The sequence below is a fragment of the Dyadobacter sp. CY327 genome, assembly GCF_021390415.1.
GTDB lineage: Bacteria > Bacteroidota > Bacteroidia > Cytophagales > Spirosomataceae > Dyadobacter > Dyadobacter chenhuakuii.
The window spans coordinates 764,857-788,850 of sequence record NZ_JAJUXJ010000001.1; the positions used below are offsets into that span (position 1 = coordinate 764,857).

Annotated in this window: 25 protein-coding genes; 14 read left to right on the plus strand and 11 right to left on the minus strand. The window is 45.4% G+C overall.

Going from position 1 to position 23,994, the window contains the following annotated elements; all coding sequences use genetic code 11:
* Positions 1 to 39 precede the first annotated feature (39 nt).
* Complete coding sequence (locus LZG74_RS03290; protein WP_233795183.1) at positions 40 to 846, minus strand: transglutaminase family protein; 807 nt, start codon at positions 844 to 846, stop codon at positions 40 to 42.
* Between the two features lie 207 nt (positions 847 to 1,053).
* Between LZG74_RS03290 and LZG74_RS03295 the strand changes: the two genes are divergently transcribed.
* From LZG74_RS03295 to LZG74_RS03315, 5 genes are all read left to right on the plus strand, one after another.
* A complete protein-coding gene (locus LZG74_RS03295) occupies positions 1,054 to 1,587 on the plus strand; it encodes a YceI family protein (protein ID WP_233795184.1) in 534 nt (177 codons plus the stop codon).
* 137 nt (positions 1,588 to 1,724) lie between these two features.
* Positions 1,725 to 3,077, plus strand: a complete 1,353-nt coding sequence (locus LZG74_RS03300) for a neutral/alkaline non-lysosomal ceramidase N-terminal domain-containing protein (RefSeq protein ID WP_233795185.1) — start codon at positions 1,725 to 1,727, stop codon at positions 3,075 to 3,077.
* A gap of 12 nt (positions 3,078 to 3,089) precedes the next feature.
* Entirely contained in the window at positions 3,090 to 4,175 is a 1,086-nt protein-coding gene (locus tag LZG74_RS03305; RefSeq protein WP_233795186.1) for a Gfo/Idh/MocA family protein, read from the plus strand.
* Positions 4,176 to 4,239: 64 nt separating this feature from the next.
* Positions 4,240 to 4,755 carry an acyl-CoA thioesterase gene (locus LZG74_RS03310; protein ID WP_233795187.1) on the plus strand — a complete coding sequence of 172 codons (516 nt, stop codon included), beginning with the start codon at positions 4,240 to 4,242 and terminating at the stop codon, positions 4,753 to 4,755.
* 2 nt (positions 4,756 to 4,757) lie between these two features.
* A complete protein-coding gene (locus LZG74_RS03315) occupies positions 4,758 to 5,171 on the plus strand; it encodes a DUF2141 domain-containing protein (RefSeq protein WP_233795188.1) in 414 nt (137 codons plus the stop codon).
* On the opposite strand, the gene LZG74_RS03320 is transcribed toward LZG74_RS03315, so the two are convergent.
* Positions 5,168 to 6,724: a helicase HerA-like domain-containing protein gene (locus LZG74_RS03320; protein ID WP_233795189.1), complete on the minus strand. Its 1,557-nt coding sequence runs from the start codon at positions 6,722 to 6,724 to the stop codon at positions 5,168 to 5,170. The two genes, LZG74_RS03315 and LZG74_RS03320, sit on opposite strands and share 4 nt — an antisense overlap.
* Positions 6,725 to 6,942: 218 nt before the next feature.
* On the opposite strand from LZG74_RS03320, the gene LZG74_RS03325 reads away from it, so the two are divergent.
* The 4 genes from LZG74_RS03325 (at position 6,943) to LZG74_RS03340 (ending at position 11,526) form a co-directional block, all read left to right on the plus strand.
* Entirely contained in the window at positions 6,943 to 7,983 is a 1,041-nt protein-coding gene (locus tag LZG74_RS03325) for an alpha-E domain-containing protein (protein WP_233795190.1), read from the plus strand.
* Positions 7,984 to 8,016: 33 nt separating this feature from the next.
* Entirely contained in the window at positions 8,017 to 8,859 is an 843-nt protein-coding gene (locus tag LZG74_RS03330; protein ID WP_233795191.1) for a transglutaminase family protein, read from the plus strand.
* 109 nt (positions 8,860 to 8,968) lie between these two features.
* A complete protein-coding gene (glmM, locus tag LZG74_RS03335) occupies positions 8,969 to 10,381 on the plus strand; it encodes a phosphoglucosamine mutase (RefSeq protein WP_233795192.1) in 1,413 nt (470 codons plus the stop codon).
* On the plus strand, positions 10,378 to 11,526 hold the full coding sequence (locus LZG74_RS03340; protein WP_233795193.1) for a cysteine desulfurase family protein: 1,149 nt from the start codon (positions 10,378 to 10,380) through the stop codon (positions 11,524 to 11,526). Before glmM ends, LZG74_RS03340 begins: the two co-directional genes overlap by 4 nt.
* A gap of 16 nt (positions 11,527 to 11,542) precedes the next feature.
* Here LZG74_RS03340 and hemH read toward each other — a convergent pair whose 3' ends face one another.
* The 9 genes from hemH to LZG74_RS03385 all read right to left on the minus strand — a co-directional run bounded on the left by hemH (position 11,543) and on the right by LZG74_RS03385 (position 18,704).
* Positions 11,543 to 12,613, minus strand: coding sequence for a ferrochelatase (gene hemH / locus LZG74_RS03345; protein WP_233795194.1), 1,071 nt, complete (start codon positions 12,611 to 12,613; stop codon positions 11,543 to 11,545).
* 13 nt (positions 12,614 to 12,626) lie between these two features.
* On the minus strand, positions 12,627 to 13,574 hold the full coding sequence (locus LZG74_RS03350) for an N-acetylornithine carbamoyltransferase (RefSeq protein ID WP_233795195.1): 948 nt from the start codon (positions 13,572 to 13,574) through the stop codon (positions 12,627 to 12,629).
* A 35-nt stretch (positions 13,575 to 13,609) separates the two neighbouring features.
* A complete protein-coding gene (locus tag LZG74_RS03355) occupies positions 13,610 to 14,743 on the minus strand; it encodes an aspartate aminotransferase family protein (RefSeq protein WP_233795196.1) in 1,134 nt (377 codons plus the stop codon).
* Positions 14,744 to 14,758: 15 nt separating this feature from the next.
* A complete protein-coding gene (locus LZG74_RS03360; RefSeq protein ID WP_233795197.1) occupies positions 14,759 to 15,130 on the minus strand; it encodes a type II toxin-antitoxin system VapC family toxin in 372 nt (123 codons plus the stop codon).
* Complete coding sequence (locus LZG74_RS03365; RefSeq protein WP_233795198.1) at positions 15,124 to 15,351, minus strand: hypothetical protein; 228 nt, start codon at positions 15,349 to 15,351, stop codon at positions 15,124 to 15,126. The genes LZG74_RS03360 and LZG74_RS03365 overlap by 7 nt, the downstream gene beginning before the upstream one ends.
* 33 nt (positions 15,352 to 15,384) lie before the next feature.
* Complete coding sequence (gene argC, locus LZG74_RS03370; RefSeq protein ID WP_233795199.1) at positions 15,385 to 16,368, minus strand: N-acetyl-gamma-glutamyl-phosphate reductase; 984 nt, start codon at positions 16,366 to 16,368, stop codon at positions 15,385 to 15,387.
* Complete coding sequence (locus tag LZG74_RS03375) at positions 16,365 to 16,610, minus strand: DUF2281 domain-containing protein (protein WP_233795200.1); 246 nt, start codon at positions 16,608 to 16,610, stop codon at positions 16,365 to 16,367. The genes argC and LZG74_RS03375 overlap by 4 nt, the downstream gene beginning before the upstream one ends.
* A 25-nt stretch (positions 16,611 to 16,635) precedes the next feature.
* Positions 16,636 to 17,838 carry an argininosuccinate synthase gene (locus LZG74_RS03380; protein WP_233795201.1) on the minus strand — a complete coding sequence of 401 codons (1,203 nt, stop codon included), beginning with the start codon at positions 17,836 to 17,838 and terminating at the stop codon, positions 16,636 to 16,638.
* A gap of 137 nt (positions 17,839 to 17,975) precedes the next feature.
* Positions 17,976 to 18,704 (minus strand): GNAT family N-acetyltransferase, encoded by a 729-nt coding sequence (locus tag LZG74_RS03385; protein ID WP_233795202.1) that lies wholly within the window; start codon positions 18,702 to 18,704, stop codon positions 17,976 to 17,978.
* Between the two features lie 363 nt (positions 18,705 to 19,067).
* Between LZG74_RS03385 and aat the strand changes: the two genes are divergently transcribed.
* The 5 genes from aat to LZG74_RS03410 all read left to right on the plus strand — a co-directional run bounded on the left by aat (position 19,068) and on the right by LZG74_RS03410 (position 23,985).
* Complete coding sequence (aat, locus tag LZG74_RS03390; protein WP_233795203.1) at positions 19,068 to 19,679, plus strand: leucyl/phenylalanyl-tRNA--protein transferase; 612 nt, start codon at positions 19,068 to 19,070, stop codon at positions 19,677 to 19,679.
* A 78-nt stretch (positions 19,680 to 19,757) separates the two neighbouring features.
* A complete protein-coding gene (gene proB / locus LZG74_RS03395; RefSeq protein WP_233795204.1) occupies positions 19,758 to 20,789 on the plus strand; it encodes a glutamate 5-kinase in 1,032 nt (343 codons plus the stop codon).
* Entirely contained in the window at positions 20,789 to 22,039 is a 1,251-nt protein-coding gene (locus tag LZG74_RS03400) for a glutamate-5-semialdehyde dehydrogenase (protein ID WP_233795205.1), read from the plus strand. Before proB ends, LZG74_RS03400 begins: the two co-directional genes overlap by 1 nt.
* A complete protein-coding gene (locus tag LZG74_RS03405; protein WP_233795206.1) occupies positions 22,033 to 23,118 on the plus strand; it encodes a M20 family metallo-hydrolase in 1,086 nt (361 codons plus the stop codon). The genes LZG74_RS03400 and LZG74_RS03405 overlap by 7 nt, the downstream gene beginning before the upstream one ends.
* Positions 23,119 to 23,157: 39 nt before the next feature.
* Entirely contained in the window at positions 23,158 to 23,985 is an 828-nt protein-coding gene (locus LZG74_RS03410) for an enoyl-CoA hydratase/isomerase family protein (RefSeq protein ID WP_233795207.1), read from the plus strand.
* The last annotated feature ends 9 nt before the right edge of the window (positions 23,986 to 23,994 follow it).

Below are 23,994 nucleotides of genomic sequence, written 5' to 3' on the forward strand. Positions count from 1 at the left end.
CTTCGACTCCGCTCAGGGTGACAAGTCAATTGATAAATATCAGTTGCCAGTCTCCGGCTCCAAAAGCTCCGTTTCCACATGCAGCGATTGCAATGTAGCATTGCCGTACTGCGTTACCATCGCTACATCCGCGGCGTCGCGGCCGTGGGCGATTTCGATTCTGTATCCATCTGTTTTTTCCTGCACCGCGTCGAATGTATACCATTGTCCACCGATGTATACGTCGAACCAGGCGTGCAAATCCATTACTTTAAGCCTGTCCAGATAGCCAACGGTCATTCTGGCCGGGATGCATAGGTTACGGCACAAGGCGATGGCCAGGTGGGTGAAATCACGGCATACGCCTATACGATTGCGCGCCACATCCAGTGCTGTCGTGCTGGAATCGGTTACGCCGTACTGATATTTTACATTCTGATGAATCCAGGTCCGGATCGCTTCAACTTGCTCATAACCAGGTGCCAGATTGCCTGCGATGTTCATTACAAGCATATTGATTTCGTGCAGGTCCGACTCGCAATAACGGCTTGGCAGGATGTAATGCATCACTTCGTCAGGCAAATCGCCAACCAGCATGAATGTTGGCGGCGGACTTGGAATGGACTTCGTTGCGCTCACCTGCGCCTGAACTTCGGTCGTAATTGTCACCCTGCCTACCGGCAGGATTGTACGCTGGCACGGATTGCCGTATATATCGGTGTATTCTGAAAAAGGAACGGACGGCTCAATGTTGAAACCTTCCTGAATGATAGACTGGCCTTCTTGTCTGCGGGGGCGTAACATGGTCGTTACGGTTGTGGGCGCATACACGTCATACGTGAATATGCTTCTTCCCTTCATTTTCATGTATGAGTCGATTTAATATATTTGGTAAATGTTATGACAACGAGTGAGTTAAAAATTACGTGCCATTATTTTCGTTTAAACATGCATTACGGACCGAATTAAAACATTTTAATGGACGTTTATACGTCAGGAATGCTAATTTTAGGATTAATAACAGCATCGGGACGTTCCCGTCTGCAGTTTTTGTAGAATCTAAATTCTTTATCTATGTCAGTTACAAAATGGATCGTAGACCCGGTACATTCGGAAGTACAGTTTAAGATTAAACACCTCGTCATTTCCACCATTACAGGCTCCTTTAACAACTTCGAAGGCGGCGCAACTTCGGACCTGAATAACTTCGAAAACGCTGAAATTCACTTCTCGCTGGATGTAAGCAGTATCGACACGAAGGTCGATTTGCGCGATGCGCATTTAAGGTCGGCAGATTTTTTTGATGCAGAACAATTCCCGCATATCACTTTTCAGTCCAATTACTTTCATAAGGTGAAAGGCGATAATTACAAGCTCTCCGGGTTGCTTACATTAAAAGGCATTACAAAGCCTATCGAGCTGGATGCAGAATATGGCGGTGCCGAGCGTGATGCGGATGGGAAACTCAGGATTGGTTTTGAAGTGGAAGGCAGGATCAGCCGTCAGGAATTCGGCCTTAATTACATGCAATTGACCGATTCCGGAGGATTGGTCATCGGAGAAGATGTAAAACTGATTGCCAACATTCAATTGGTTAAACAATCTTAAATCATACAGTTTACCCGGTTAGTCCGGGACAATGCCCGACATCAGCCGTCACGGAATGTCGGGTTTTTTTATAATGAGGATAAAACAAATGTTTGCTCCTTTTGCATATTGGTAACCTAACCTCCCACATTCAATTAATGAGATTCCTTCGAATTTTCCTGCGCATCATCGGGGTGATCGTATTACTATTGATACTGACAATTGCCACCATGATCACGACAATGGACAACACGCCGTATAAAGAAATGCCGTATTATGGTCAATGGAAAAAACAGATTAGTAATGTTAAAATAGATACATTGGGTTCCTCGGGGCAGTTGCAGGCAGGCTGGGCAAAGGTGAATATTACACCTCCATTGCCCACACCCACAGCGGGTTACGGCAAACGTCGGGGCAAATTATACACTGCCGTTCATGACTCCGTTTATGTCCGGGCAATGGTTATTGACAATGGTGGAACCCAGGCCGCAATTATCGCCGCCGACCTCCTTATTATGCCTCCTACTGTGATCAAGCTATTGCAATCGAGGCTTACTGAGAAGGAAATTCCCTTTAATCAGGTCTTTTTTGGCGCAACACATAGCCATAATAGTGTAGGCGGATGGGGAACGGGGATTTCTTCTCTGTTTTTTTCGGGAGAATATAACCCGGCCACGGTTGAGCGCCTTGCGGATGCTATTTTCCAGGCCATTGTGCAAGCAAAAGCCAAGCTTGAACCGGTTTCACTGACTTATATGGAGTCGGTTGATAACATTGATATCCGAAACAGGCTGGTAGGAGAGGATGGAGAGGTCGATCCTGAGATCCGTTCGGCCGCATTTGTTACAAAAAGCGGAAAAAAGGCAATTTTGAGCTCCTATGCAGCACATTCGACGATTTTGAATTCGGGCAACATTGTTTTGTCCAGAGATTATCCTGGGGTGCTGGTAGATTCTCTTGAAAAGGGAAGATATGACTTTGCCATGTACATGGCCGGTGCAGTGGGCAGCATGGGGCCGATCGAGAAGGGCTCAGACGATTTTGATGAGCTTAAAAATCAGGCATATGGTGTGCAAAAAGCATTGTTATCTGATTCAGCAATTAAGGAAAAATCAAGTGGCGCAATGTTGCAGGCGATCACATTGCCATTACCATTGCGCGACCCGTCGCCCAGGCTAACGATGAACATTAACCTGAGGTCCTGGGTTTTTAAAAAGGCTTTTGGCGATTATCCGGTGTTTGTAAAAGCATTACGGATCGGCAACATTCTCATGGTTGGCATGCCGTGTGATTTTTCGGGCGAATTGGTCGCGGGATTGGATGCCTATGCAAAGACAAAAGGGCTTAACTTAATGGTTACCAGCTTTAACGGAGGTTATATCGGCTACATTACGCACGACAAGCATTTTGATAAAGACCTTTACGAAACCAAAACCATGAGCTGGTATGGCCCTTATAATGGTGCTTATCTGCAAGAGGTGATCAAAGACATTATTGATAAGTTATCCTAAACCAAATCGAATATGAAAACATTGCTGCTTTGTTTATTAGCACTTTTTAGCATTCAATCCATGGCACAAGCACCTTTAAAAATCGCGGTCGCCGGGCTGAGTCACGGCCACGTCGGCTGGGTTTTCAACCGTTCGGATAAGAAGGATATTGAAATTGTGGGCATTTATGAAACCAATCCCGACCTCGTTAACTTGTTCATGACCAAATACAAGCTGGACAAAAAGCTCTTCTTTACGGATTTAAATAAAATGCTGGCCGAGGCCAAACCGGAAGCGGTTTCGGCATTTGGGGCAATAAATGAACACATTACCGTTGTACGTGCCTGTGCGCCGAAAAAAATCCACGTAATGGTGGAAAAGCCGCTGGCAACCACATTTGCCGACGCAAAAGAAATCCAGAAACTGGCGGATCAGAATGGCATTCAGGTGCTTACAAACTATGAAACATCCTGGTATGCGAGCAACCAGCACGTCCGGGATTTGGTGGAGCAGGGAAAACTAGGCGAAATCAGGAAAGTAATGGTAAACGATGGTCACCAGGGACCGAAGGAAATTGGTGTCAGCAAAGAGTTCCTGGCTATTCTGACGGATCCTGTGAAAAATGGAGCAGGTGCATTAATTGATTTTGGCTGCTATGGTGCCAATCTGATGACATGGCTTTTGAAAGGCGAACGGCCATTGTCGGTCACGGCGGTTACGCACCAGAATAAACCGGAGATTTACAAAGAAGTGGATGATGAAGCATCCATCATTCTGCAATATCCTAAGGCACAATGTATCATTCAGGGTTCCTGGAACTGGTCTTTCGCACGGAAAGACATGGAAGTGTTTGGAAATAAGGGTTATGCGGTTGCCGTGAATCCCACCACTGTCCGGCAACGCCTGGCAGAAAAGACACCCGAAGAAACGATTAAGCTCGATCCGCGTCCTGCACCATTTACAGATCCTTTCTCGGTTTTGGCCGATGTAGTCCAGGGCAGATTAAAGCTTGAAAAGAATGATTTGTACGGATTGCCGGTGAATGTGACGGTTGTGGAAATATTAGAAGCGGCAAAGGAGTCGGCTAAATCAGGAAAAAGCGTTTATTTGAAAAAATAAACCAAACATCAAGCATTTGGAACCTCGCTCAGTTCGATTTTCACAGACCACTTTAACGGAACTCATGATTCCGTCTTACGCTAATTTTGGCGGAAAAATACATGGAGGCATCTTATTGTCGTTGATTGACAAGGTCGCCTATGCGTGTGCCGCGAGACATGCCGGCACCTATTGTGTGACGGTTTCTGTGGATGGCGTAGATTTTTTAGAGCCGGTGGAAGTCGGGGACCTCGTTTCGCTGCATGCGTCCGTAAATTTTGTGGGGAGGACTTCGCTGGTCATTGGAATCCGGGTGATTGCCGAGAATGTGAGGAACGGGACGCAAAGGCATACAAATACTTCTTACGTAACCATGGTTGCCAAGGGAGATGATGATAAGCCCACTGTTGTGCCCGAATTACTGCTTGAAAATGAGGATGATGCGCGCAGGTTTCTGGAAGCGATCAAACGCCGCGAGTTGAAGGAGAATTATAAGGATGCATTTGATAATGCGAAAACACGAATGGATGTGCAGGATAACTTGCATAAGCTGTCAAAACAGCGTTGCGTAATTGGTTGGGATACAGAAAAACAAGAATGATTATGCTTGTATGGATTGTGAGTTGTTTGTTAGGCTGGTATACAGAGCCTGCAATGACATTGAATATTGAGTTTACCAACATCAAAAAGAACCAGGGAAAGCTCTGGATCGCCCTATATAAGCCGGAGGAGAAATTTGCCGGCAAAGAAAAGCCTAAAATTTACAGGATCGTTGATGTGAAAGGCGCTGCTCCTCAGTATGTTGCATTTGACCTCGCTCCCGGGCGCTATGCCCTGGCCGTTTACCACGACCTGAACAGTAATGGGGTGCTGGATAAAAACTTAGTCGGCATTCCCAAAGAACCATATGGTTTCAGCAAGAATTTCAGGCCTAAATTCTCTGCCCCGAAATTTGAAGACTGTGAGTTTGTTTTCAAAGATCCGGGACAGAAAATCAGTGTGAAACTATCAGACTAGAAACCAAAGAATCCGCCGCTTTTCTTGCGGGTACTCGTCGTTTTTTTACCAAATAACATTCCGAAAACGCCCCTTACCACTTCCCGGCCAATTTGCTTGGCGAGTGGTGAGTTTAGCGCCTCGGAAAGCATTCCTTTTTCTTCCTTTCCTTTTTTTACTTCCGCAACTTCTTCTTGGGCTTTTGCTTCGACCTGTGCATGCGCTTCCATGCGCTTGGTAAGCATTTCGTAAGCACTTTCTGGATCGATTGGATCTTTGTATTTCAGGTAAACGTCTGATTGTCTGACATGGTTATCGTAATCGGCCTGCACCATTGGCCCCATTACCGAGTTCGGCGGAAGCAAATGGGTTGCCGCAACCTCAGTCGGGATACCTTTTTCATTCAAAACCGTAATCAATGCCTGTCCGATCCCTAGTGTAGTTAGGATCTGATCGATAGCGTAAAAATCAGATTTCGGGTAAGTTTTAACGGTCTGTTTCAATGCATCTGCATCCTGCGGCGTAAATGCCCTGAGCACGTGCTGCACGCGGTTTCCCAATTGAGACAAAACCGACACCGGAACGTCCTGCGCCATTTGTGTACAAAAGAAAATCCCAACACCTTTGGAACGAATCAGTCGCACAACCTGCTCAATCTGATCCAGAAACGCCTTTGGTGCATCTTTAAACAGCAAATGCGCTTCGTCCAGGAAAAAGACAAGCTTGGGTTTATCAAGGTCGCCGGCTTCGGGCAGTTTCGTGTAAAGCTCTGCCAACAAGCTAAGCATAAATGTTGAAAACAATGCTGGCTTGTCCTGAACGTCTGAAATGTTCAGCAAGCTGATCACGCCCTGTCCGTCCACGCGATTAATCAGATCGGTAATGTCAAAAGATTTTTCGCCAAAAATCGTCCCTACACCCTGTTGTTCCAGGGCAACGATCTTGCGCAGGATAGTCCCGGCCGTAGAAGTCGAAATGCTGCCATAATCAGCTTTAATTTCTGCCGCTCCGGGTCCTTCGGAAAGATAGTTCAGCACTTTTTTTAAATCATTAAGATCCACCATAGGGAGATCTTTGTCATCGGCATATTTGAATAGAATGGCTAAAACGCCTGACTGCGTGTCATTCAGTTCAAAGATTTTGGAAAGCAATATCGGCCCGAATTCCAGGACCGTAGCACGCATTTGGGCACCTTTCTGGCCGCTTAATGAATAAAGTTCAACAGGATAACCTTTGGGTTCGAACACCGTTCCCAGTGCCGCCGACCTTTCCTGCAATGCCGCATTGGTTTGCCCGGGCTGCGCAATGCCTGAAAGATCCCCTTTTATATCCGACATAAAAACTGGCACACCCGCCGCAGAAAGCTGTTCTGCAAGCACTTGCAAAGTCCGTGTTTTTCCTGATCCCGTTGCCCCAGCCACCAATCCATGCCGGTTCATCATGCGCAAAGGCAGATTTACCCTTGCATCTCCAATGATTTCGCCTTCTAGAATAGCGGAACCTAAATGGATCACAGGTTTATCGGTACGATAGGATTTTTGGATGGCTGCAACAAATTGTTCTTTTTTTGACACGGGAATAAAGGTTATGTTTATGGATTGTTAATTTACAAAAATTAACCTTTTCAGGAAGTTTTCACAGGATCACTCTCTCTTTTCTGCCAATAATAATCTTTCGAGAACTTATATTACTTTTCGTAGGTTCTTGTATTTGCAAAATTTTATTAGGTATTTTGGTATAATTACTTAGCAATTATTCTGATTAAACATTTTAAAGACAACAATTTCAATTTATGCTTAGCCGAGTTGCCAATTCAATATACTGGATGAATCGTTACATAGAACGGGTTGAAAACTACGCTCGGTTTGTGGGAGTTAATTTTAATCTGGCATTGGACCTGCCGCCCGACGTGGATGAGCAATGGGAACCGCTTCTGATTGCAACTGCTGATCATTATTTGTTTTATAAATATTACGAAAAGCCTACAAAAGAGGACGTTATACATTTTATGACGTTTGATAAGAGAAATCCTAATTCCATCATCAGCTGCTTATACGAAGCGCGTGAAAATGCGCGTACGATAAGGGAAACGATTTCTAAGGAAATGTGGGAGAGTATCAATACTTTTTATCTCTCGATCCGCAGCACAAACCCGGACAATTTCCGGAATATGGACCATATGCAGTCCTATTTCACGGATATCCGTAAAAGCTGCCAGCTTTTTCACGGAGTTGTGGATTCGTCCATCACGCGCAATGAGGCATGGCATTTTGGTCGCCTGGGCAGGCATATAGAGCGCGCAGATAAATGCTCGCGTTTTCTTGATGTGAAGTATTTTACATTACTACAAGATTCAGGAACCTCGGGCTCTACGCTTGATTTGATGCTCTGGACGGCGGTTCTAAAATCGGTAAGCGCATATAATATGTACAGGCAGACGCACCGTGCGCTCACGCCGATGAACATTGTGGCTTTTCTTATTCTCGATAAGCTCTTCCCGAGATCCATTGCTTACTGCGTGCGGCAGGCCGAGCTTTCCTTGTACGCGATTGCCGGGTCGATTCCCGAACGCGGCCACACCAATCCTGCTGAACGTGTATTAAGTAAAATCCGGACAGAACTGGAATTTACAGACGTGGAAGACGTTTTTAAAATGGGCCTTCATGAATATCTGGATAAATTTCAGACTAAGAACAACGAAGTAGACAACGCGATTTTCGACATGTATTTCGGTCTGGAAAAAGGTCAGTCTCAAAGCCAGTCCCAGGGGAATTCACAGAGTCAGACGCAAAGCCAATCATCCGGGCAATTCAAAACCCAGTGGATGAATTGACCAAATCATCACAACTAACTGACCGGAAAGTTTATGAATTTAAAAGTCCGGCACGCTCTGGAATATCAGTATAATGCTCCGGTGGTCTTGGAAATGCACACCTTGTATTTGTATCCAAGATCTTATCCGCACCAGCGATTGCTGGAATATAACCTGTCCATTGATCCGCAACCATCTAAAATCGTTAAAAACGTAGATGTCGAAGGCAATGTTCAGCATTTGATTTACTTCTATAATCAACCTTACAGCAGGCTTTTTGTAGAAGCATCCATAACCGTGAGTTCGGAGCCTGTCAATGTTTTCGACTTTGTGTTTTATCCTTTCGAGACCAGCAAAATCCCTTTTTTATACGATAACCGGATTTACAAATACCTGATCCCCTATCTGGACAAAACTGACGCAACGCAGCAAGTGGAGCAGTTTGCCCGGAAAATCGCTGCGCATGTTAACTACGCAACCATTCCTTTCCTGGTGGAAATGAGCCAATATATCAGCCAAAACTTTGTGTATCAGCAACGTGAATATGGCAATGCTTATCCTCCTGATGATACCTTGCGGGACAGGAGCGGGTCATGCCGTGAATACGCCCGTTTGTTCATTGGCGCTTGCAGGAGCCTGGGAATTGCGGCAAGATTCGTGAGCGGATATTTATACGGAAACCCTCAGCAGGCACACGAATTGCATGCATGGGCGGAAGTCTTTCTGCCCGGCGCAGGATGGCGGGGATTTGACCCCACGGAAGGTAAAGCTGTGATAAACAATCATATCAGTATGGGAACATCCGCGGATTACGACCAGCTGGCGCCCGTGATGGGTTCATTTTTAGGCTATACAAGCTCCTGGCTTACGACCAATGTAGACATTGAGTTACTATAAGGCTAGCACCAACGCTAAGTCAAATGTTACTTTTGTTTCAAGAAAAATCGGACAGTAGAGAGGGAAATTTAGTATTTTTGCAACCAAACAAAAAGAGGAATTCTAGATCGTGACGTTAATTAAATCTATCTCAGGAATCAGAGGTATCGTGGGTGGAAAATCGGGTGAGGCGCTGACTCCGATTGATGTTGTTAAGTTTGCAGCGGCTTACGGGACATGGCTGAGGCGTACAAATCCACAAAATTTAAAGGTTATTATTGGCAGGGACGCACGCTTATCCGGTGAAATGGTGAGCCGCCTTGTTGCCGGGACATTGCAGGGAGTCGGGCTTCATGTAACTGATCTTGGCCTATCCACTACGCCTACTGTTGAGATTGCCGTTACGGCCGAAGGAGCAGCAGGAGGGATTATTTTAACAGCAAGCCACAACCCGATTCAATGGAATGCGCTGAAACTGCTGAACCACGACGGAGAATTTATTTCCGAAGAAGAAGGTGCAGAAGTTTTGCGGATTGCCGATGAGGAAGATTTTGTTTTTGTTGACGTTAAAAAATTGGGAAGCTACACTGCGGATGATACATATTTACAAAAGCATATAGATCAGGTTCTTGCACTTCCATTGGTGGATGTGGAAGCCATTACGAATGCAAATTTCAGGATCGTTGTTGATGCTGTCAATTCTACGGGCGGGATCGTTGTTCCGATGCTCCTGGAAGCGTTAGGTGTTTCTACAAAGAACATTAAGAAGTTAAATTGCGAGCCTACGGGCAATTTCGCACACAATCCGGAGCCACTTCCTGAACATTTGCGTGAAATCAGCAAGGAACTGAATGATGGTTCTTTCAATCTCGGCATTGTCGTGGATCCGGATGTGGATCGTCTGGCGCTGATGTGCGAAGACGGAACGCCGTTTGGTGAAGAATATACATTGGTGGCCGTTGCAGATTATGTGCTTAAAAACACACCTGGTAACACGGTTTCCAACTTGTCGTCCACGGCCGCATTGCGTGATGTGACGATTAAGGCAGGAGGAAAATATTTCGCTTCGGCAGTAGGCGAGGTGAATGTTGTAAATATGATGAAAGCGAACCAGGCGATTATTGGTGGTGAAGGAAATGGCGGGGTGATCTATCCTGAAAGCCATTACGGACGTGATGCTTTGGTTGGAATTGCTTTATTTCTGACGCATCTGGCCAAGTTTGGCAAAACTGCTTCTGTGCTGCGCCGCTCATACCCAAGCTATTATATTTCAAAAAATAAGATCGAGCTGACGCCGGATATCAATGTGGACAACATTCTGAGCCGCATTCAAACGCGTTATTCCAAGCAGCCATTGAACACAATTGATGGTGTGCGCATTGAATTTGACAGAGAATGGGTGCATTTGCGCAAGTCTAATACTGAGCCGATTATTCGCATTTACTCAGAGTCGGAAACGCAAACGACTGCCATTAACCTTGCGAACAAGATCATTTCAGACATTAAGGAGATCATCTCTGAGCCAAAAAACAGGCAACAATGAAAGTTTATTTGGACAACGCCGCCACTACGCGCCTTGATCCGGAAGTGTTGGAGGTTATGTTGCCGCTTATGACCGAGCAATTCGGCAATCCTTCTTCCATACATTCCTTTGGGAGGGCAGTCAGGTCATCTATAGAAAAAGCCAGAAAAAGCATTGCAGGGATTTTAAATGCAGCTCCTGCGGAAATATTCTTTACATCAGGCGGCACGGAAGCAGATAACACAGCAATCCGTTCCAGCATTGAAACACTTGGATTAAAACATGCTATCACGTCCCGCATCGAGCATCATGCCGTTTTGCACACGCTCGAACATCTTCAAAAGTCGGGACAAATTCAGCTGAGTTTCGTTAATCTTAACGAAAAAGGAGAGGTTGATTTACAGCATCTGGAAACATTGCTGCAATCCAATTCCCGCTCACTGGTTTCGTTAATGCATGGCAACAACGAAATAGGTAATTTGCTCGATCTGGAAGCAGTAGGCGACATTTGCGAAAAATACAATGCTGTTTTTCACAGTGACACGGTGCAGACGATGGGTCATTATAACCATGATCTTCAGAAGTTGAAAACCCATTTCATCGTCGGTGCAGCCCATAAATTCAATGGTCCGAAAGGCGTTGGTTTCCTTTACATGCGTCCGGGAATTAAAATTGCTCCCTTCGTACACGGAGGCGCGCAGGAGCGTAACATGCGTGGCGGAACGGAAAACATTTACGGCATTGTGGGCTTAGCGAAAGCATTGGAAATCGCCTACCGCGACATGGATGCGCACCGCAGGCACATTGAAAGCCTGAAACTGCGCATGATAGGCAAATTGACGAACAGCATTGATGGCATTACATTCAACGGCAATTCGGCGGATTTGGACAAAAGTCTTTACACTGTGCTGAATGTCAGCTTGCCGCCTTCTGATATTAGTGATATGCTACTTTTTAACCTGGATATTGCAGGCGTCGCAGTCTCAGGAGGAAGCGCTTGTGCCAGTGGAACGGAAATCGGCTCACACGTGCTGACGGAGCTGAAAATTGATGAGAACCGCGCTAATGTTCGTTTCTCTTTTGGAAAATATAATACGGAAGAGGAGATTGATTATGCCGTGCATACGCTGGCGGAATTATATAAAAAGGAAAGTGTAGTTTTATAAAGCAAAAAAGCGGTTATCAAACCGCTTTTTTTATGATGTCTTCCAAAGTTTCGATCCAGATGTCACTGTCATTCAAGCTCTCCACCAGCTGCCAGTGCTGACCGCCTTCTTTCTCAAAAATCTCTTTATATTCTTCACCAACTTCAATGGTCGTTTCCAGACAATCGGCAACAAATGCGGGCGAAAATGCAAGGACGCTTTTTACACCTTTTTTGGTCAATTCAGGAATCACTTCATCTGTATAAGGCTTTATCCAGGGATTTTTGCCCAATCTGGATTGAAAGCAAGTTGTATAAGTGCCTTCTTTCAAGCCTAAGCCTTCCACCAGCAAACGAGTCGTTTCAAAGCATTGCGCACGATAGCAATGTTGGTTTCTTGCATCCAAATGATCGCAGCAAGAGCCAAATTGGCAGAAACTGCCTGTTACATCGCCTTTTGTAATCTGTCTTTCAGGCAATCCGTGGTAACTGAAAACAACATGGTCATAATGCTGCTGCGCCATGTATTTTTTTCCCAGATTCACAAAACCTTCAATGAATTTAGGATGATCCAGAAAGCGGTTGATGAATTTAATCTCAGGCAAAACTTCCCAGTCCTGCACCACGCGCATCACTTCTTTGTATACAGAACCCGTTGAAGCTGAGGCATATTGAGGGAAAAACGGAACGACAATGATTTCAGAAAGTGTTTGCTTCCTTAGTTCTTTCAAACCGTTTTCAATGCTCGGGCTTTGGTAACGCATCGCAAGTTCTACAACATAATCATCGCCGAGCACGCGCTGCAATTTTTCCTTAACCGAAAAGCCGTAAATCTTCAAAGGAGATCCGTCCGGTCTCCAAAGCTGCTTGTAAACCTTGGCCGATTTCGGAGCCCTGAATGGTGCGATTATGAGGTTAATCAGCATCCAGCGGTTAATGTATGGAATGTCGATCACGCGCTCGTCCATCAGGAACTCACGCAGATACTTGCGCACATCCGGCACGGACGGGCTATCCGGCGTTCCCAGGTTTACGATCAGGACGCCCGTTTTGCGGACCGATTTCATGTTTATTGAGCTGTCTGGCTGTGCCAATGTTTCCGTAGTCATTCTTTAAATCATTTCAAATATGTAGCAAAACCTCGCGTAACGCCGCCTGCGCAGACCATTCGCGGTTTGCCGCTTGTTCAATCACCAATGATCTTGGTCCATCCAAAACCTCATCCGCCACCTTCATATTCCGGCGCAATGGCAGGCAATGCATGAATTTACCATTATCCGTCCGGGACATTTTTGCTTCCGTAATCATCCAGGAAGGATTGCTCGTCAAAACCTGTCCATAATGCTGGTAGGACGACCAGTTTTTGCCATAAACAAAATCAGCACCTTCCAAAGCCTTATCCTGATCATAAATCACCTGACCTTTTCCAACAAATTCCGGCGCAAGATCATAACCTTCGGGATGCGTGATCACAAGTTCCACGTCCATCGGGTTCATCCATTCACAAAACGAATTGGCAACGGCCTGCGGCAATGCTTTGAAATGGGGTAACCACGTCAAAACGACCTTAGGGCGCTGTTTGATCTTAAATTCTTCAATCGTAATGCAGTCTGCAAGGGATTGTAAAGGATGCCTTGTGGCCGATTCCAGATTAATGATCGGAACGTCAGCGTATTTTTTAAATTGCTGAAAAACGATCTCGGCATAATCCTTTTCCCGATCCTGCAATCCAGCAAACGACCGGATGCCGATGATATCGCAATAACTGCCGATGACAGCCGCAGCTTCCTTCACGTGCTCGGCCTTATCACCGTTCATGATCACGCCTTCCTCCATTTCCAAACCCCATCCATCCTGGCCAACATTCATCGTAATCACATTAAGCCCAAGATTTTGCGCGGCTTTCTGCGTGCTGATCCTCGTTCTCAAACTTGAATTGAAAAATAGCAGTCCGATGGTTTTATTTTTTCCTAACTCAATTTCAGCAAATGGGTTACGCTTGGCAGCGATGCCATTTGTGATCAATTGATTCAGGTCGGTTACGTCGTTAATGGAAAGAAAGTGTTTCATTCAGTTTGGTAATTTCTGCGGCGGTTTAGGTTAAATCAAATGGTGACGGACGTCTCTTTTTTCAATACTTCCAAAAATTGATCCGCCTCGTCCTTGCCCAAAGCAAGCGAAGGCAGCAAACGAATGGTGTTGGCGCCCGCCACTCCTGTGAACATTTTATAGTCGAACAAAAGTTTGTTGCGAAGGTCCTTCACCGGGAAATCATACTCAATCCCGATCATTAACCCACGTCCTCTCAGCTCTTTATATCCGCCGATTTCTTCGATTCCTTTCAAAAGATAATCGCCGATTTCCGCGGCGTTATCCAGCAAGTTTTCATCCTTCATGATATCCAGGACCGCGACGCCAGCCGCACAAGCCAAATGGTTCCCACCAAATGTTGTTCCCAGCATGCCATAACTCGCTTTGAACTTCGGAGAAATCAGGATTCCCCCGATCGGGAAGCCGTTGCCCATGCCTTTGGCCATGGAGATTATATCCGGATCAATGCCGCTAAACTGGTGCGAGAAGAACTTTCCAGTCCGTCCGTAACCGCATTGAACGCTATCCAAAATCAGCACAGCGCCGGTTTCGTCACATTTGCGTCTTAATGTCTGCAAGAATTCATGCGAGCTCACATTAATCCCGCCAACACCTTGAATTCCCTCAACGATCACTGCGCAAACTTCATCCGTAATGCCGTTTTCCGCAGCTGCAACATCATTAAATGGCAGGAATGTTACGTGTTCTTTATAGTTAACCGGCGCAACAATCGAAGCATTATCCGTCGCCGCGACCGCACCAGCCGTCCGGCCGTGAAACGATTTTATAAACGAAATAACCTTCTTGCGACCGTTATGGAACGAAGCCAGTTTCAACGCATTCTCATTCGCCTCCGCGCCGGAGTTGCATAAAAACAGCTTATAATCGGGATAACCCGAAAGTTCGCCCAGTTTTTCCGCCAGCTCTTCCTGCAAAGAAATTTTCACCGAATTGGAATAAAAACTAATTGCGTTCAGCTGTTTCGTAAGCATATCCACATAATAAGGATGGCAATGCCCAACCGAGATCACCGCATGCCCGCCATAAAGGTCGAGATACTTGGTCCCATTCTGGTCCCACAAATAACTCCCCTGCGCCTTCACCGGCTCTATATCGTAGATGGGGTAAACATCGAATAAGTGTGACATTTTAGATATCGTTTATCAGGCAAGTTCAAGATTTTCAATCCGCTGAAAATGTCCCTGGTTTAATGTTTTGATTGGTAATTGAAATGTTAGCGCCGTTGCAGCTATGAAAATATCCCGGAATTCTATCAGTGAGTTCCGCCTTCGCAGGTTATGGTAAATCTCAGCTGCTTTTAACGAAACTTCCTCATTGAAAGGCAAAATAGGCAACCCATTTAATAGCGTTTCGACATCCGTCTTTTTCTGATTGTCTGTGGCGCCCATCATTAGCTCATAAACGGTCACCGCCGATACAAAGATCGAAATGTCATTTGGTAGAGACGCCAAGATTGTTCTTGACTTGTCTGGCTTCCGTAGATGCTCGATGAATATGCCTGTATCGATTACCATTGTGGGGCTTTCCAATTGTCCATGCCTTTTATATTTTCTTCCAATGCTGTAATGTCACCTTCGCTCCAAGTTGACACATTCAGAATTTTTTCTTTCCAAATCGCGAGATCTCCGTCAACCTTCTTTGCCTTTTGTTGCAGCAAAAGTCCATCCGCGTATGCCAACAGCTGTTTTTGCTGCGACTCGCTAAGTTGATTGAATGTTTGCATCAAATCGTTCATGGCAATGGAGTTTACGATTTACAAAAGATAATGTTAAAACGCCGGCGCTTTCAACCTCAATCCAGCATCCTCCGGCAAATCAAAGAGCAGATTCATATTCTGAACCGCCTGGCCGGAAGCGCCTTTTGTGAGGTTATCGATAATGCTGCTTATTAATAGCTGTCCGTCATGCACTTCCAGATTGATGAAGCACTTGTTGGTGTTTACAACTTGTTTCAAATCAATCGGTGCGTCGGTTACGTGCGTGAATGGGTGTGAGGCGTAGAAGCTTTTGTAAATGCTTTTGGCTTCTTCTAATGTTCCTTCATAGGCTGTATAGACATTCGCCATGATGCCGCGTGTGTAATCGCCGCGGTAAGGAACGAAGTTGATTGCTTTATCAAAACCATCCTGCAGCTTGCCTAAACTCATTTTGATCTCGGTCAAATGCTGATGGGTGAAGGCTTTGTAAATCGAGATATTATTGCTCCGCCAGCTAAAATGCGTCGTCGCACTCAATGCCTGACCTGCGCCTGTGCTGCCCGTAACCGCGCTCACGTGAATGTCATCTTTGATCAATCGAGCCTCAGCCAATGGTAAAATCGCGAGTTCAATGCTTGTTGCAAAGCAACCCGGGTTGGCGACTTTCGTTGCTGTCTTAATTCTTTCACGTTGCAACTCTGGCAATCCGTAAACAAACCCGTTCGACTCGTCACGGAAATCAGTGCTCAGGTCAATGATCTTAACAGATTCCGGAACATTGTACTCGTTCAGAAATTTCTGGGATTCACCATGACCAGAGCAAAGAAAGATTGCATGCAAATTGTCCTGCTCTAACAGCGTCTGGATCTCGTCTCCCGAAAAAGCCAGATCTGTATCTCCAAGCAAATCTGTATGCGTCGCATAAATCGGTTTCCCAGCCTGGCTTTTACTATGCGCGAAAGCAATAACAACATTCGGATGATTCAGCAATATTCTGATCAATTCCCCGCCTGTGTAACCTGCCGCGCCTATTATTCCTATATTAATATTGTTCATTCCGTAACCCAATTTTCAATTCTCAAATTTTCAACCTGCGGCTGAATGCTTTTCTCCATAAAATCCCCTGAAAAATTAGAGATGTTCTGCCACCAGTTTTCTAAGTCCTCGGTTGTTGAATAAGGCTTTCTTTTTCGTTTTTCTAAAATGAATTCCATATAGTCATACACGTCTTGACGTAAATCCAAGGGTAATTCCTGCGCTTTTCGCTGAATTTGACTTTGCAATTCTATTTTAGTCATAACACAATGATTTGGTGTGCACCATTTAAATTCCAGCTGACTCACTCACCTTCTGATAAATCATCACCTGGTTGGAAGCCACTTTTGAAAATCCTCTTACGTCGTCGCCGGTCCAGGCGTTGTTCATTTCACCGTAGCTGCCGAATTTCGATGACATCAAGTCAAATGGTGATTCGATTCCTTCTACGTGGAAGCGGTAAGGCGCCAGGTGGACGTGCACTTTTCCGGTTACATGTGACTGTGTATCAGTAAGGAACGTTTCAATGTTACGCATCACCGGCTCTACAAACTGACCTTTGTGAAGCAAGCTGCCATACCAGTTAGAAAGTTGTTCTTTCCAATAAAGCTGCTGCTCGCTCAGCACGTGTTTTTCTAATGTATGGTGCGCCTTAATGATGATCAAAGGAGCCGCAGCTTCGAAACCAACACGCCCCTTAATCCCGATAATCGTATCTCCCACGTGAATGTCACGACCAATTCCGAAAGGCTGTGCAATGGCTGCTAATTTCTGAATGGCCTGAACCGGATTTTCAAAACTTTCGCCCGCAACGCCTTTCAATTCACCTTTTACAAATTCAAGCGTGATTGTCTCAGGCTCTGTTTTAGAAATTTGTGTTGGCCAGGCGGATTCCGGAAGATATTGATCAGAGGTTAATGTCTCTTTTCCACCAACCGAAGTGCCCCAAAGGCCTTTGTTAATGCTATATGCAGCCTTGGCCCATTCACGGCCAACGCCTTTATTTGTTAAATATTCAATTTCTGCCTCACGCGAAAGTTTCAGGTCGCGGATCGGTGTAATGATCTCAGCCTCAGGAATGATAATGCGAAAAGCCATATCAAAACGAACCTGATCATTTCCAGCACCTGTGCTGCCATGCGCGATGGCATTTGCGCCAATCTCCTTAGCATATTCAGCAACGGCAACAGCTTGAAAAACGCGCTCAGCGCTTACCGAAAGCGGATAAGTGTTGTTTTTAAGGATATTCCCGAAAATCAGATATTTAATGCAGTCATTGTAGTAATCACTTGTCTTTGTGATCGTTGCATGCTGTTTCACACCCAAAGCATACGCATTGGCCTCGATTGTTTTCAGTTCTTCATCCGAAAAACCGCCTGTATCAACCAAAACCGAATGGACTTCGTAACCTTTGTCTTCGGCTAAATATTTTACACAAAAAGAGGTGTCTAATCCACCGCTGAACGCTAATACTACTTTGGGTTGTGACATTATATTAAAATCTGATTCTGACTAAATGCTTAAATTGGAGTACAAAAGTAACAAAAAAATACCTCGCTTCGGGCCAAAAAACGGCTGCCGGGCGAGGTATTTAAGAGATATATAAATCTGTAAATAAAGGCTGTACTTTAATGTACGAGCAATGTGCCGGCGTTTTTCTTTTTAGCGCGTTCTTCCCTTCGCAACAAAATGCGTTGCTTAATGCGCATCCAGCGCTCGTACAAGCTCGATTCTTTCAGGAAATCCCAGGAATGTTTTTCTGGCTCCACGCCAACCGTAACTGCCACTTCCTCTTTCTTTTTATCCTCAGGATTATACATCATTCCTGTGCATAAGCAGTGCTTTCTGCCGGTCCGGGTCAATACATCGTAATTAACACAGCTCGCACATCCTTTCCAGAAAGCGTCATCAGCAGGTAATTCACTGAAAGTCACAGGCTCATAGCCCAGGTCGGAATTGATTTTCATCACGGGCAAACTGGTTGTAATGCCAATGATCTTTGCATCAGGATATTTTTGGCGCGATAATTCAAAAGCTTTTTGCTTGATAGCCTTTGCCATTCCGCTGTTACGGAAGTCAGGATGTACGATTAAGCCTGAGTTTGCCACAAATTTGCCGTGTTCCCACGTTTCAATGTAACAAAAACCTACCCATTCGCCGGTGTCGGTAGTTGCGATGATCGCTTTCCCTTCCACCATTTTTTCCATTATATATACAGGAGAACGTTTGGCGATACCAGTACCACGCTTTTTGGCGCTCTCTTCCATCTCTGCGCAAATTGTATCCGCAAAGTGAAGATGATTTTCATTGGCAGTCTGCACTATAAACTTACTGCCCACTACTTCGGTATTTTTCATTGATGGCGATTCTGACAAAAATGTTCGAAACAATAATTATTACACCCAGAGAAAACGATGGGACGTTTTGAAAATTGGAAAAGTTGGTGGGTATAAAAGTTTTACCACGTAGGTAAAAAGAAATTATGCGGTCCGGGGGGACCTGAATCGAAAAGGCGTAGTATGAAGAACAGTATGTATGCCGTTGTCGTTCATTGACTTGCTAATGCGTCTAAGAGGCTGCAAATTTTGAAAAAAAAATTGTCACTCCAAAGAAACAGAAGATATATTTTTATGGTTCGATTTTGAATAAAAGTTTTTATTACTTACCCGCTTGTGTTTTGTACAAAACCGAGGCATACCCATTTTTAAAATATGACTTTCATGTCAGCAATCAGTACAGATGACCTTTTAAACGGATATATAAATGGGATTTTCCCAATGGCCGAGGCGGACGGGACCATTTATTGGTATTCGCCAAACCCACGGGCTATTATTCCCATTGAGACCTATAAACCTTCCAAATCCCTTCGGCCTGTTTTGAATAAAAAGTACTTTGATATCAGGGTTAACTGGGATTTTGGAGGCGTGATGCGCGGCTGTTCAGCGCCACGGGCTACGGAGCCGGGAACCTGGATTTCTGAGGAGATCATTGCGTCCTACACCGCGCTGCACGAGCTCGGTTATGCGCACAGCGTGGAGACTTATCGCGAAAACAAGCTCGTAGGAGGGCTTTATGGCGTTTCGATCAATGGTGTTTTCTTTGGCGAATCGATGTTTTCGTATGAAAGCAATGCTTCGAAGGTGGCGTTTCATTATCTGATCCAAATCCTGCGAATGAACCGCTTTGTGTTGCTCGATACGCAGTTTATCAATGACAATGTGCTGCGTTATGGGGCTATTGAAATTCCGCGTGAGCACTATCTGCACCAACTGGAAAATGCTTTAAAGCTGAAAAGACGTTTCAACGGTAAAGTGCTGGAAGACATTCTTTGAATAATTTTCTACTTTTAGGCTCAGATTTCAGACTTGGGACCGCCCTTTGGCCTGCGTCCCGTTCAAGCCCTATTTAAAGTGTCAAAACCAATACTCGTAATCAAATTCGGGACTGCCTCCATAACCCTTCCCTCAGGTGAACCTGACGTCAGGATCATTTCGGAAATAGCGCGGCAGGTCTCGGAGATCCATTCGCAATACAGGATTATCATTGTTTCTTCGGGCGCTGTGGGTGCGGGGAAGGCTTATATACAGGATTACAAAGGCACGATGACGCAGCGGAAAGCAGCCGCGTCTGTTGGAAATCCGCTTCTGGTGGGTTTGTACGCATCTTATTTCGCGCCAAATAAAATTTATATTGCCCAAAGTCTGTGCGAAAGACAGCATTTTGCGAACCGCGCCAAGTTTTTGCAATTGAAAGAAACGTTCGAGGAATTGTGGGAAAACAACATCATTCCCATCGTGAATGAGAACGACGTTGTGAGCGACCGTGAATTGAAATTTTCGGATAATGATGAGCTGGCCACATTGCTGGCCGTGGGTTTTGGAGCTGAATCGCTGATGTTCTGCACGTCGGTAGGCGGGTTGCTGGACGAGCACGGCAACATTCTCAGGAACGTATCGAATGTGAACGAGGTTTTCAAATTCGTAAGGACTGATAAATCATTCCTCGGTTTAGGCGGAATGGCTTCAAAGCTAACATTCGCCAAACTGGCCGCAAGAATGGCGATTAAGGTCGTTATTTTTGGAATGAAGCAGGAAAATGAGTTGCTCGAAGCATTGAGAGGAAACGCGGGAACATTGATAAATCCCGGCAAAAGCACACTTTCTGCCCGAAACAGGTGGTTAGGAAGCGGCGGGCTCGTTTCCGGAACATTGCAGATCGACGAAGGCGCGTCGAAAGCGTTATTAAAAAGAAAAAGCTTACTGGCCGTGGGCGTGATGGAAGTAACGGGCGAATTTGAGGCCGGTGAAATCATCGAAATTTACACAGCAGCCGGCGAAATGGTCGCTGTTGCGCGCGCCAGGGAAAATTCGGCCGCTATCCGGGCCAATTTGAAGACAATGAATTTTGAAGTGGCGCATGCCAACGACATCGTACTATTATAATGGAATCCATTTTACCTCTTTTAGAACAAACCCAAAAGGCAGCCGCGTCGGTCAGGAACCTGACAGGACAGCAGCGGTCGGACCTTTTGCTGAACATTGCTACTCAGGTGCAGGCCAATGTTGCCAACATTATCGCCGCTAATCAGAAAGACCTTGATGTGATGGACGACGCCGACCCGAAAAAGGACCGGCTGTTGTTGAACGAACAAAGGATTCAGGCACTGGCGCAAAGTCTGCGTGATGTGGCGGCTTTGCCGGATCCGAGCGGCGAAGTGCTTTTGGAGCGTACAATCGAGCAGGGTTTGTCGCTACGTAAAATAGCAGTTCCGCTGGGTGTAGTGGGGGTTATTTACGAATCGCGGCCCAATGTTACGCTGGACGTGGCGTCGCTATGCCTGCGTTCGGGCAATGCGTGTGTGTTAAAAGGAGGCAAGGAAGCGCATTACTCGAACTTGTTTCTGGTGGGTTTGATCCACCGCGCATTAATAGAATTTGATATTGATGCTGCGGCGGTAATGTTACTTCCCACGGATAGAAAGTTTGTAACCGAGCTGCTTACTGCAACGCGATTTGTAGACATTATCATCCCAAGAGGATCGGAAAGTCTTATCAAATTTGTGCGTGAGAACTCGCTCGTTCCGACTATTGAAACGGGCGCAGGCGTTTGTCACACATATATTGAAAAGACGGGTGATCTGGACAAAGCAGCTGCGATTGTGGTGAATGCAAAGGTTTCCCGGCCATCGGTTTGCAATTCGCTGGATACGATTTTAGTGGACAGGGAAGTGGCAGCTGAACTGTTACCGAAGCTGAAAGCTGATTTTATCAAGTGGAATGTCGAGATTTTTGCCGATGACACTTCTTATGCGATATTTAAAGAAGATGGTTATCCATTGCTCCAGCATGCGGAGGAAGAAGATTTTGGGAGGGAATTTTTGGATTACAAATGTTCGGTTAAGGTTGTAAATGGTTTAGATCAGGCTTTGGAGCATATCAGGGCACATTCTTCCAGGCATTCCGAGGCGATCATTTCAAAGGACGAAGTTAAAATTGAACGGTTTTTAAGAGAAGTGGATGCGGCTGCTGTTTATGCCAATGCTTCAACCCGTTTTACGGACGGCGCTGTTTTCGCATTAGGCGCAGAAATAGGCATATCAACACAAAAACTGCATGCACGCGGACCTTTCGCATTGGAAAAGCTCGTAACCGAAAAATGGATTGTTAAAGGTGACGGGCAAGTAAGATGGTAAGCGCATTGGAAAACATACAAACATTGACAAATGAGGCGATTGCGCTGCTGAAAAGCCTGATCGAAACATCTTCATTCAGTAAGGAAGAAGACAAAACTGCGCAACTGATTGCAGCATATTTTGAATCAAAAAACATTCCGTTTCAACAAAAAAAGAACAATCTGTGGGCCTATAACCGCCATTTTGACAAGCATAAGCCAACATTGCTTTTGAACTCTCACCATGATACGGTTAAGCCTAATAAATCCTGGACGTTAGACCCGTTCAAGGCGATTTTTGAAGACGATAAGTTGTTCGGGTTAGGCAGTAATGATGCCGGTGGCTGCCTGGTTTCGCTGATTGCCACATTCTGTTACTTTTTTGATAAAACAGATCTTGCTTACAACATTGCCATTGCCACAACTGCCGAAGAAGAAATTTCAGGAAAAGAAGGGCTCGAAATCGTTGTCCCCGAGTTGCCTGACATTGCATTCGCCATTGTTGGAGAACCGACTGAAATGCATCTGGCGGTTGCTGAAAAAGGATTGCTGGTTTTGGATTGCACGGCAAAAGGAAAGTCCGGCCACGCTGCACGCGAGGAAGGTGATAATGCCATTTACAAAGCATTAAAGGACATTAGCTGGATCCAGGAATACAAATTTCCAAAGGTTTCACCCACATTAGGGCCGGTAAAAATGTCAGTGACGATCATTAATGCAGGCACACAGCATAATGTAGTTCCCGACGCCTGCAATTTCACAATCGACGTGCGTGTAACGGATCAATATACATTGGAAGAGGTCATTGAAGTCATTCAGGCCAACATTCAATCCGAAGTTTCGGCCCGATCCATCCGTTTGCGGCCTTCGAGCATTCCGATGGATCATCCGATTGTGCTGGAGGGCTTGAAGCTGGGACGGGAAGCATACGGTTCGCCCACAACTTCCGACCAGGCATTACTCGATTGCCCATCATTGAAAATGGGCCCCGGACATTCGGGACGCTCGCATAGTGCGGATGAATTTATCTATCTTCATGAGATCAAGGCGGGAATCAAGCAATATATAACGATGCTCGAAGGTGTCGTAAACAAGGCTTAACAAACATTCCGCTATTCCATAACGCTAACAAGCGCCTGTATGCGGTTTTATTCAGAAGACGACGTCCAGCATTTCGATTCGGTGAAGTTTTTGTATATCAAAACTTCATTTGCCAATCACATATTCACCATCACGCTAAGCCGTCCAGAAAAGCGCAATGCATTTACGCTGGGTATGGCCGAGGAAATCATCTTCGCATTGGCATATGCACATTATCATAATGACGTGCGATGCCTGATAATCAATGCAGAAGGTTCCGTTTTCTGTGCAGGTGCCGATTTAAATGCTTTCCATAACGTTTCTGCAGATATCAAGAATCCTACATTGCCGCCAATCAGCGAAGAGGCGAAGTTAGGGGATGCATTTAATGAGGTTTGTAAGCCTGTTATCGCACAAGTTGAAGGTCCGGTTTTGGCGGGCGGCTTCCTGATCATTTGTGGCTGCACATTCGTTTTTAGTGTAAATGATGCGGTTTTCAGCTTGCCGGAAGTTAAGCGTGGCATATGGCCGATGCAGGTGATGGCCTCACTTAGCCAGATTGTCCCTCCGCGGAAGATGTTAGAAATGTGCATTACAGGCGAAAGCTATAATGCTGAGAAAGCGCTTGAATTGGGATTGGTAACACATATTACAGAAGCCGAAAGCATTGTCCAGGAAGTTCAGAAAATGGCTGTGCAAATTTGCGGGAATGCTCCTTACGCAATTCACCAGGGCATGAAAGCTTTGCAAAAGTTGAAGCAAATGCCTGAAAGCGAAAAGCACAGTTTTCTCAAAGCAGAATTGGATCAAATTCTTGCTTCCGAAGACGCGAAAGAGGGTGTACTGGCTTTTAAAGAAAAAAGAAGCCCGAACTGGAAAGGGAAATGACGGTGAATG

What these genes read in the sequence shown, in the direction of transcription:
- LZG74_RS03355 (WP_233795196.1), bottom strand. Translation starts at nt 14,743, where the DNA reads ATGTCACACTTATTCGATGTTTACCCCATCTACGATATAGAGCCGGTG.
- LZG74_RS03295 (WP_233795184.1), top strand. Translation starts at nt 1,054, where the DNA reads ATGTCAGTTACAAAATGGATCGTAGACCCGGTACATTCGGAAGTACAG.
- LZG74_RS03410 (WP_233795207.1), top strand. Translation starts at nt 23,158, where the DNA reads ATGCGGTTTTATTCAGAAGACGACGTCCAGCATTTCGATTCGGTGAAG.
- LZG74_RS03300 (WP_233795185.1), top strand. Translation starts at nt 1,725, where the DNA reads ATGAGATTCCTTCGAATTTTCCTGCGCATCATCGGGGTGATCGTATTA.
- LZG74_RS03340 (WP_233795193.1), top strand. Translation starts at nt 10,378, where the DNA reads ATGAAAGTTTATTTGGACAACGCCGCCACTACGCGCCTTGATCCGGAA.
- LZG74_RS03405 (WP_233795206.1), top strand. Translation starts at nt 22,033, where the DNA reads ATGGTAAGCGCATTGGAAAACATACAAACATTGACAAATGAGGCGATT.
- LZG74_RS03290 (WP_233795183.1), bottom strand. Translation starts at nt 846, where the DNA reads ATGAAAATGAAGGGAAGAAGCATATTCACGTATGACGTGTATGCGCCC.
- LZG74_RS03380 (WP_233795201.1), bottom strand. Translation starts at nt 17,838, where the DNA reads ATGTCACAACCCAAAGTAGTATTAGCGTTCAGCGGTGGATTAGACACC.
- LZG74_RS03310 (WP_233795187.1), top strand. Translation starts at nt 4,240, where the DNA reads ATGATTCCGTCTTACGCTAATTTTGGCGGAAAAATACATGGAGGCATC.
- LZG74_RS03385 (WP_233795202.1), bottom strand. Translation starts at nt 18,704, where the DNA reads ATGAAAAATACCGAAGTAGTGGGCAGTAAGTTTATAGTGCAGACTGCC.
- hemH (WP_233795194.1), bottom strand. Translation starts at nt 12,613, where the DNA reads ATGACTACGGAAACATTGGCACAGCCAGACAGCTCAATAAACATGAAA.
- LZG74_RS03360 (WP_233795197.1), bottom strand. Translation starts at nt 15,130, where the DNA reads ATGGTAATCGATACAGGCATATTCATCGAGCATCTACGGAAGCCAGAC.
- LZG74_RS03365 (WP_233795198.1), bottom strand. Translation starts at nt 15,351, where the DNA reads ATGAACGATTTGATGCAAACATTCAATCAACTTAGCGAGTCGCAGCAA.
- LZG74_RS03305 (WP_233795186.1), top strand. Translation starts at nt 3,090, where the DNA reads ATGAAAACATTGCTGCTTTGTTTATTAGCACTTTTTAGCATTCAATCC.
- LZG74_RS03330 (WP_233795191.1), top strand. Translation starts at nt 8,017, where the DNA reads ATGAATTTAAAAGTCCGGCACGCTCTGGAATATCAGTATAATGCTCCG.
- aat (WP_233795203.1), top strand. Translation starts at nt 19,068, where the DNA reads ATGTCAGCAATCAGTACAGATGACCTTTTAAACGGATATATAAATGGG.
- LZG74_RS03350 (WP_233795195.1), bottom strand. Translation starts at nt 13,574, where the DNA reads ATGAAACACTTTCTTTCCATTAACGACGTAACCGACCTGAATCAATTG.
- argC (WP_233795199.1), bottom strand. Translation starts at nt 16,368, where the DNA reads ATGAACAATATTAATATAGGAATAATAGGCGCGGCAGGTTACACAGGC.
- LZG74_RS03400 (WP_233795205.1), top strand. Translation starts at nt 20,789, where the DNA reads ATGGAATCCATTTTACCTCTTTTAGAACAAACCCAAAAGGCAGCCGCG.
- LZG74_RS03375 (WP_233795200.1), bottom strand. Translation starts at nt 16,610, where the DNA reads ATGACTAAAATAGAATTGCAAAGTCAAATTCAGCGAAAAGCGCAGGAA.
- LZG74_RS03325 (WP_233795190.1), top strand. Translation starts at nt 6,943, where the DNA reads ATGCTTAGCCGAGTTGCCAATTCAATATACTGGATGAATCGTTACATA.
- LZG74_RS03315 (WP_233795188.1), top strand. Translation starts at nt 4,758, where the DNA reads ATGCTTGTATGGATTGTGAGTTGTTTGTTAGGCTGGTATACAGAGCCT.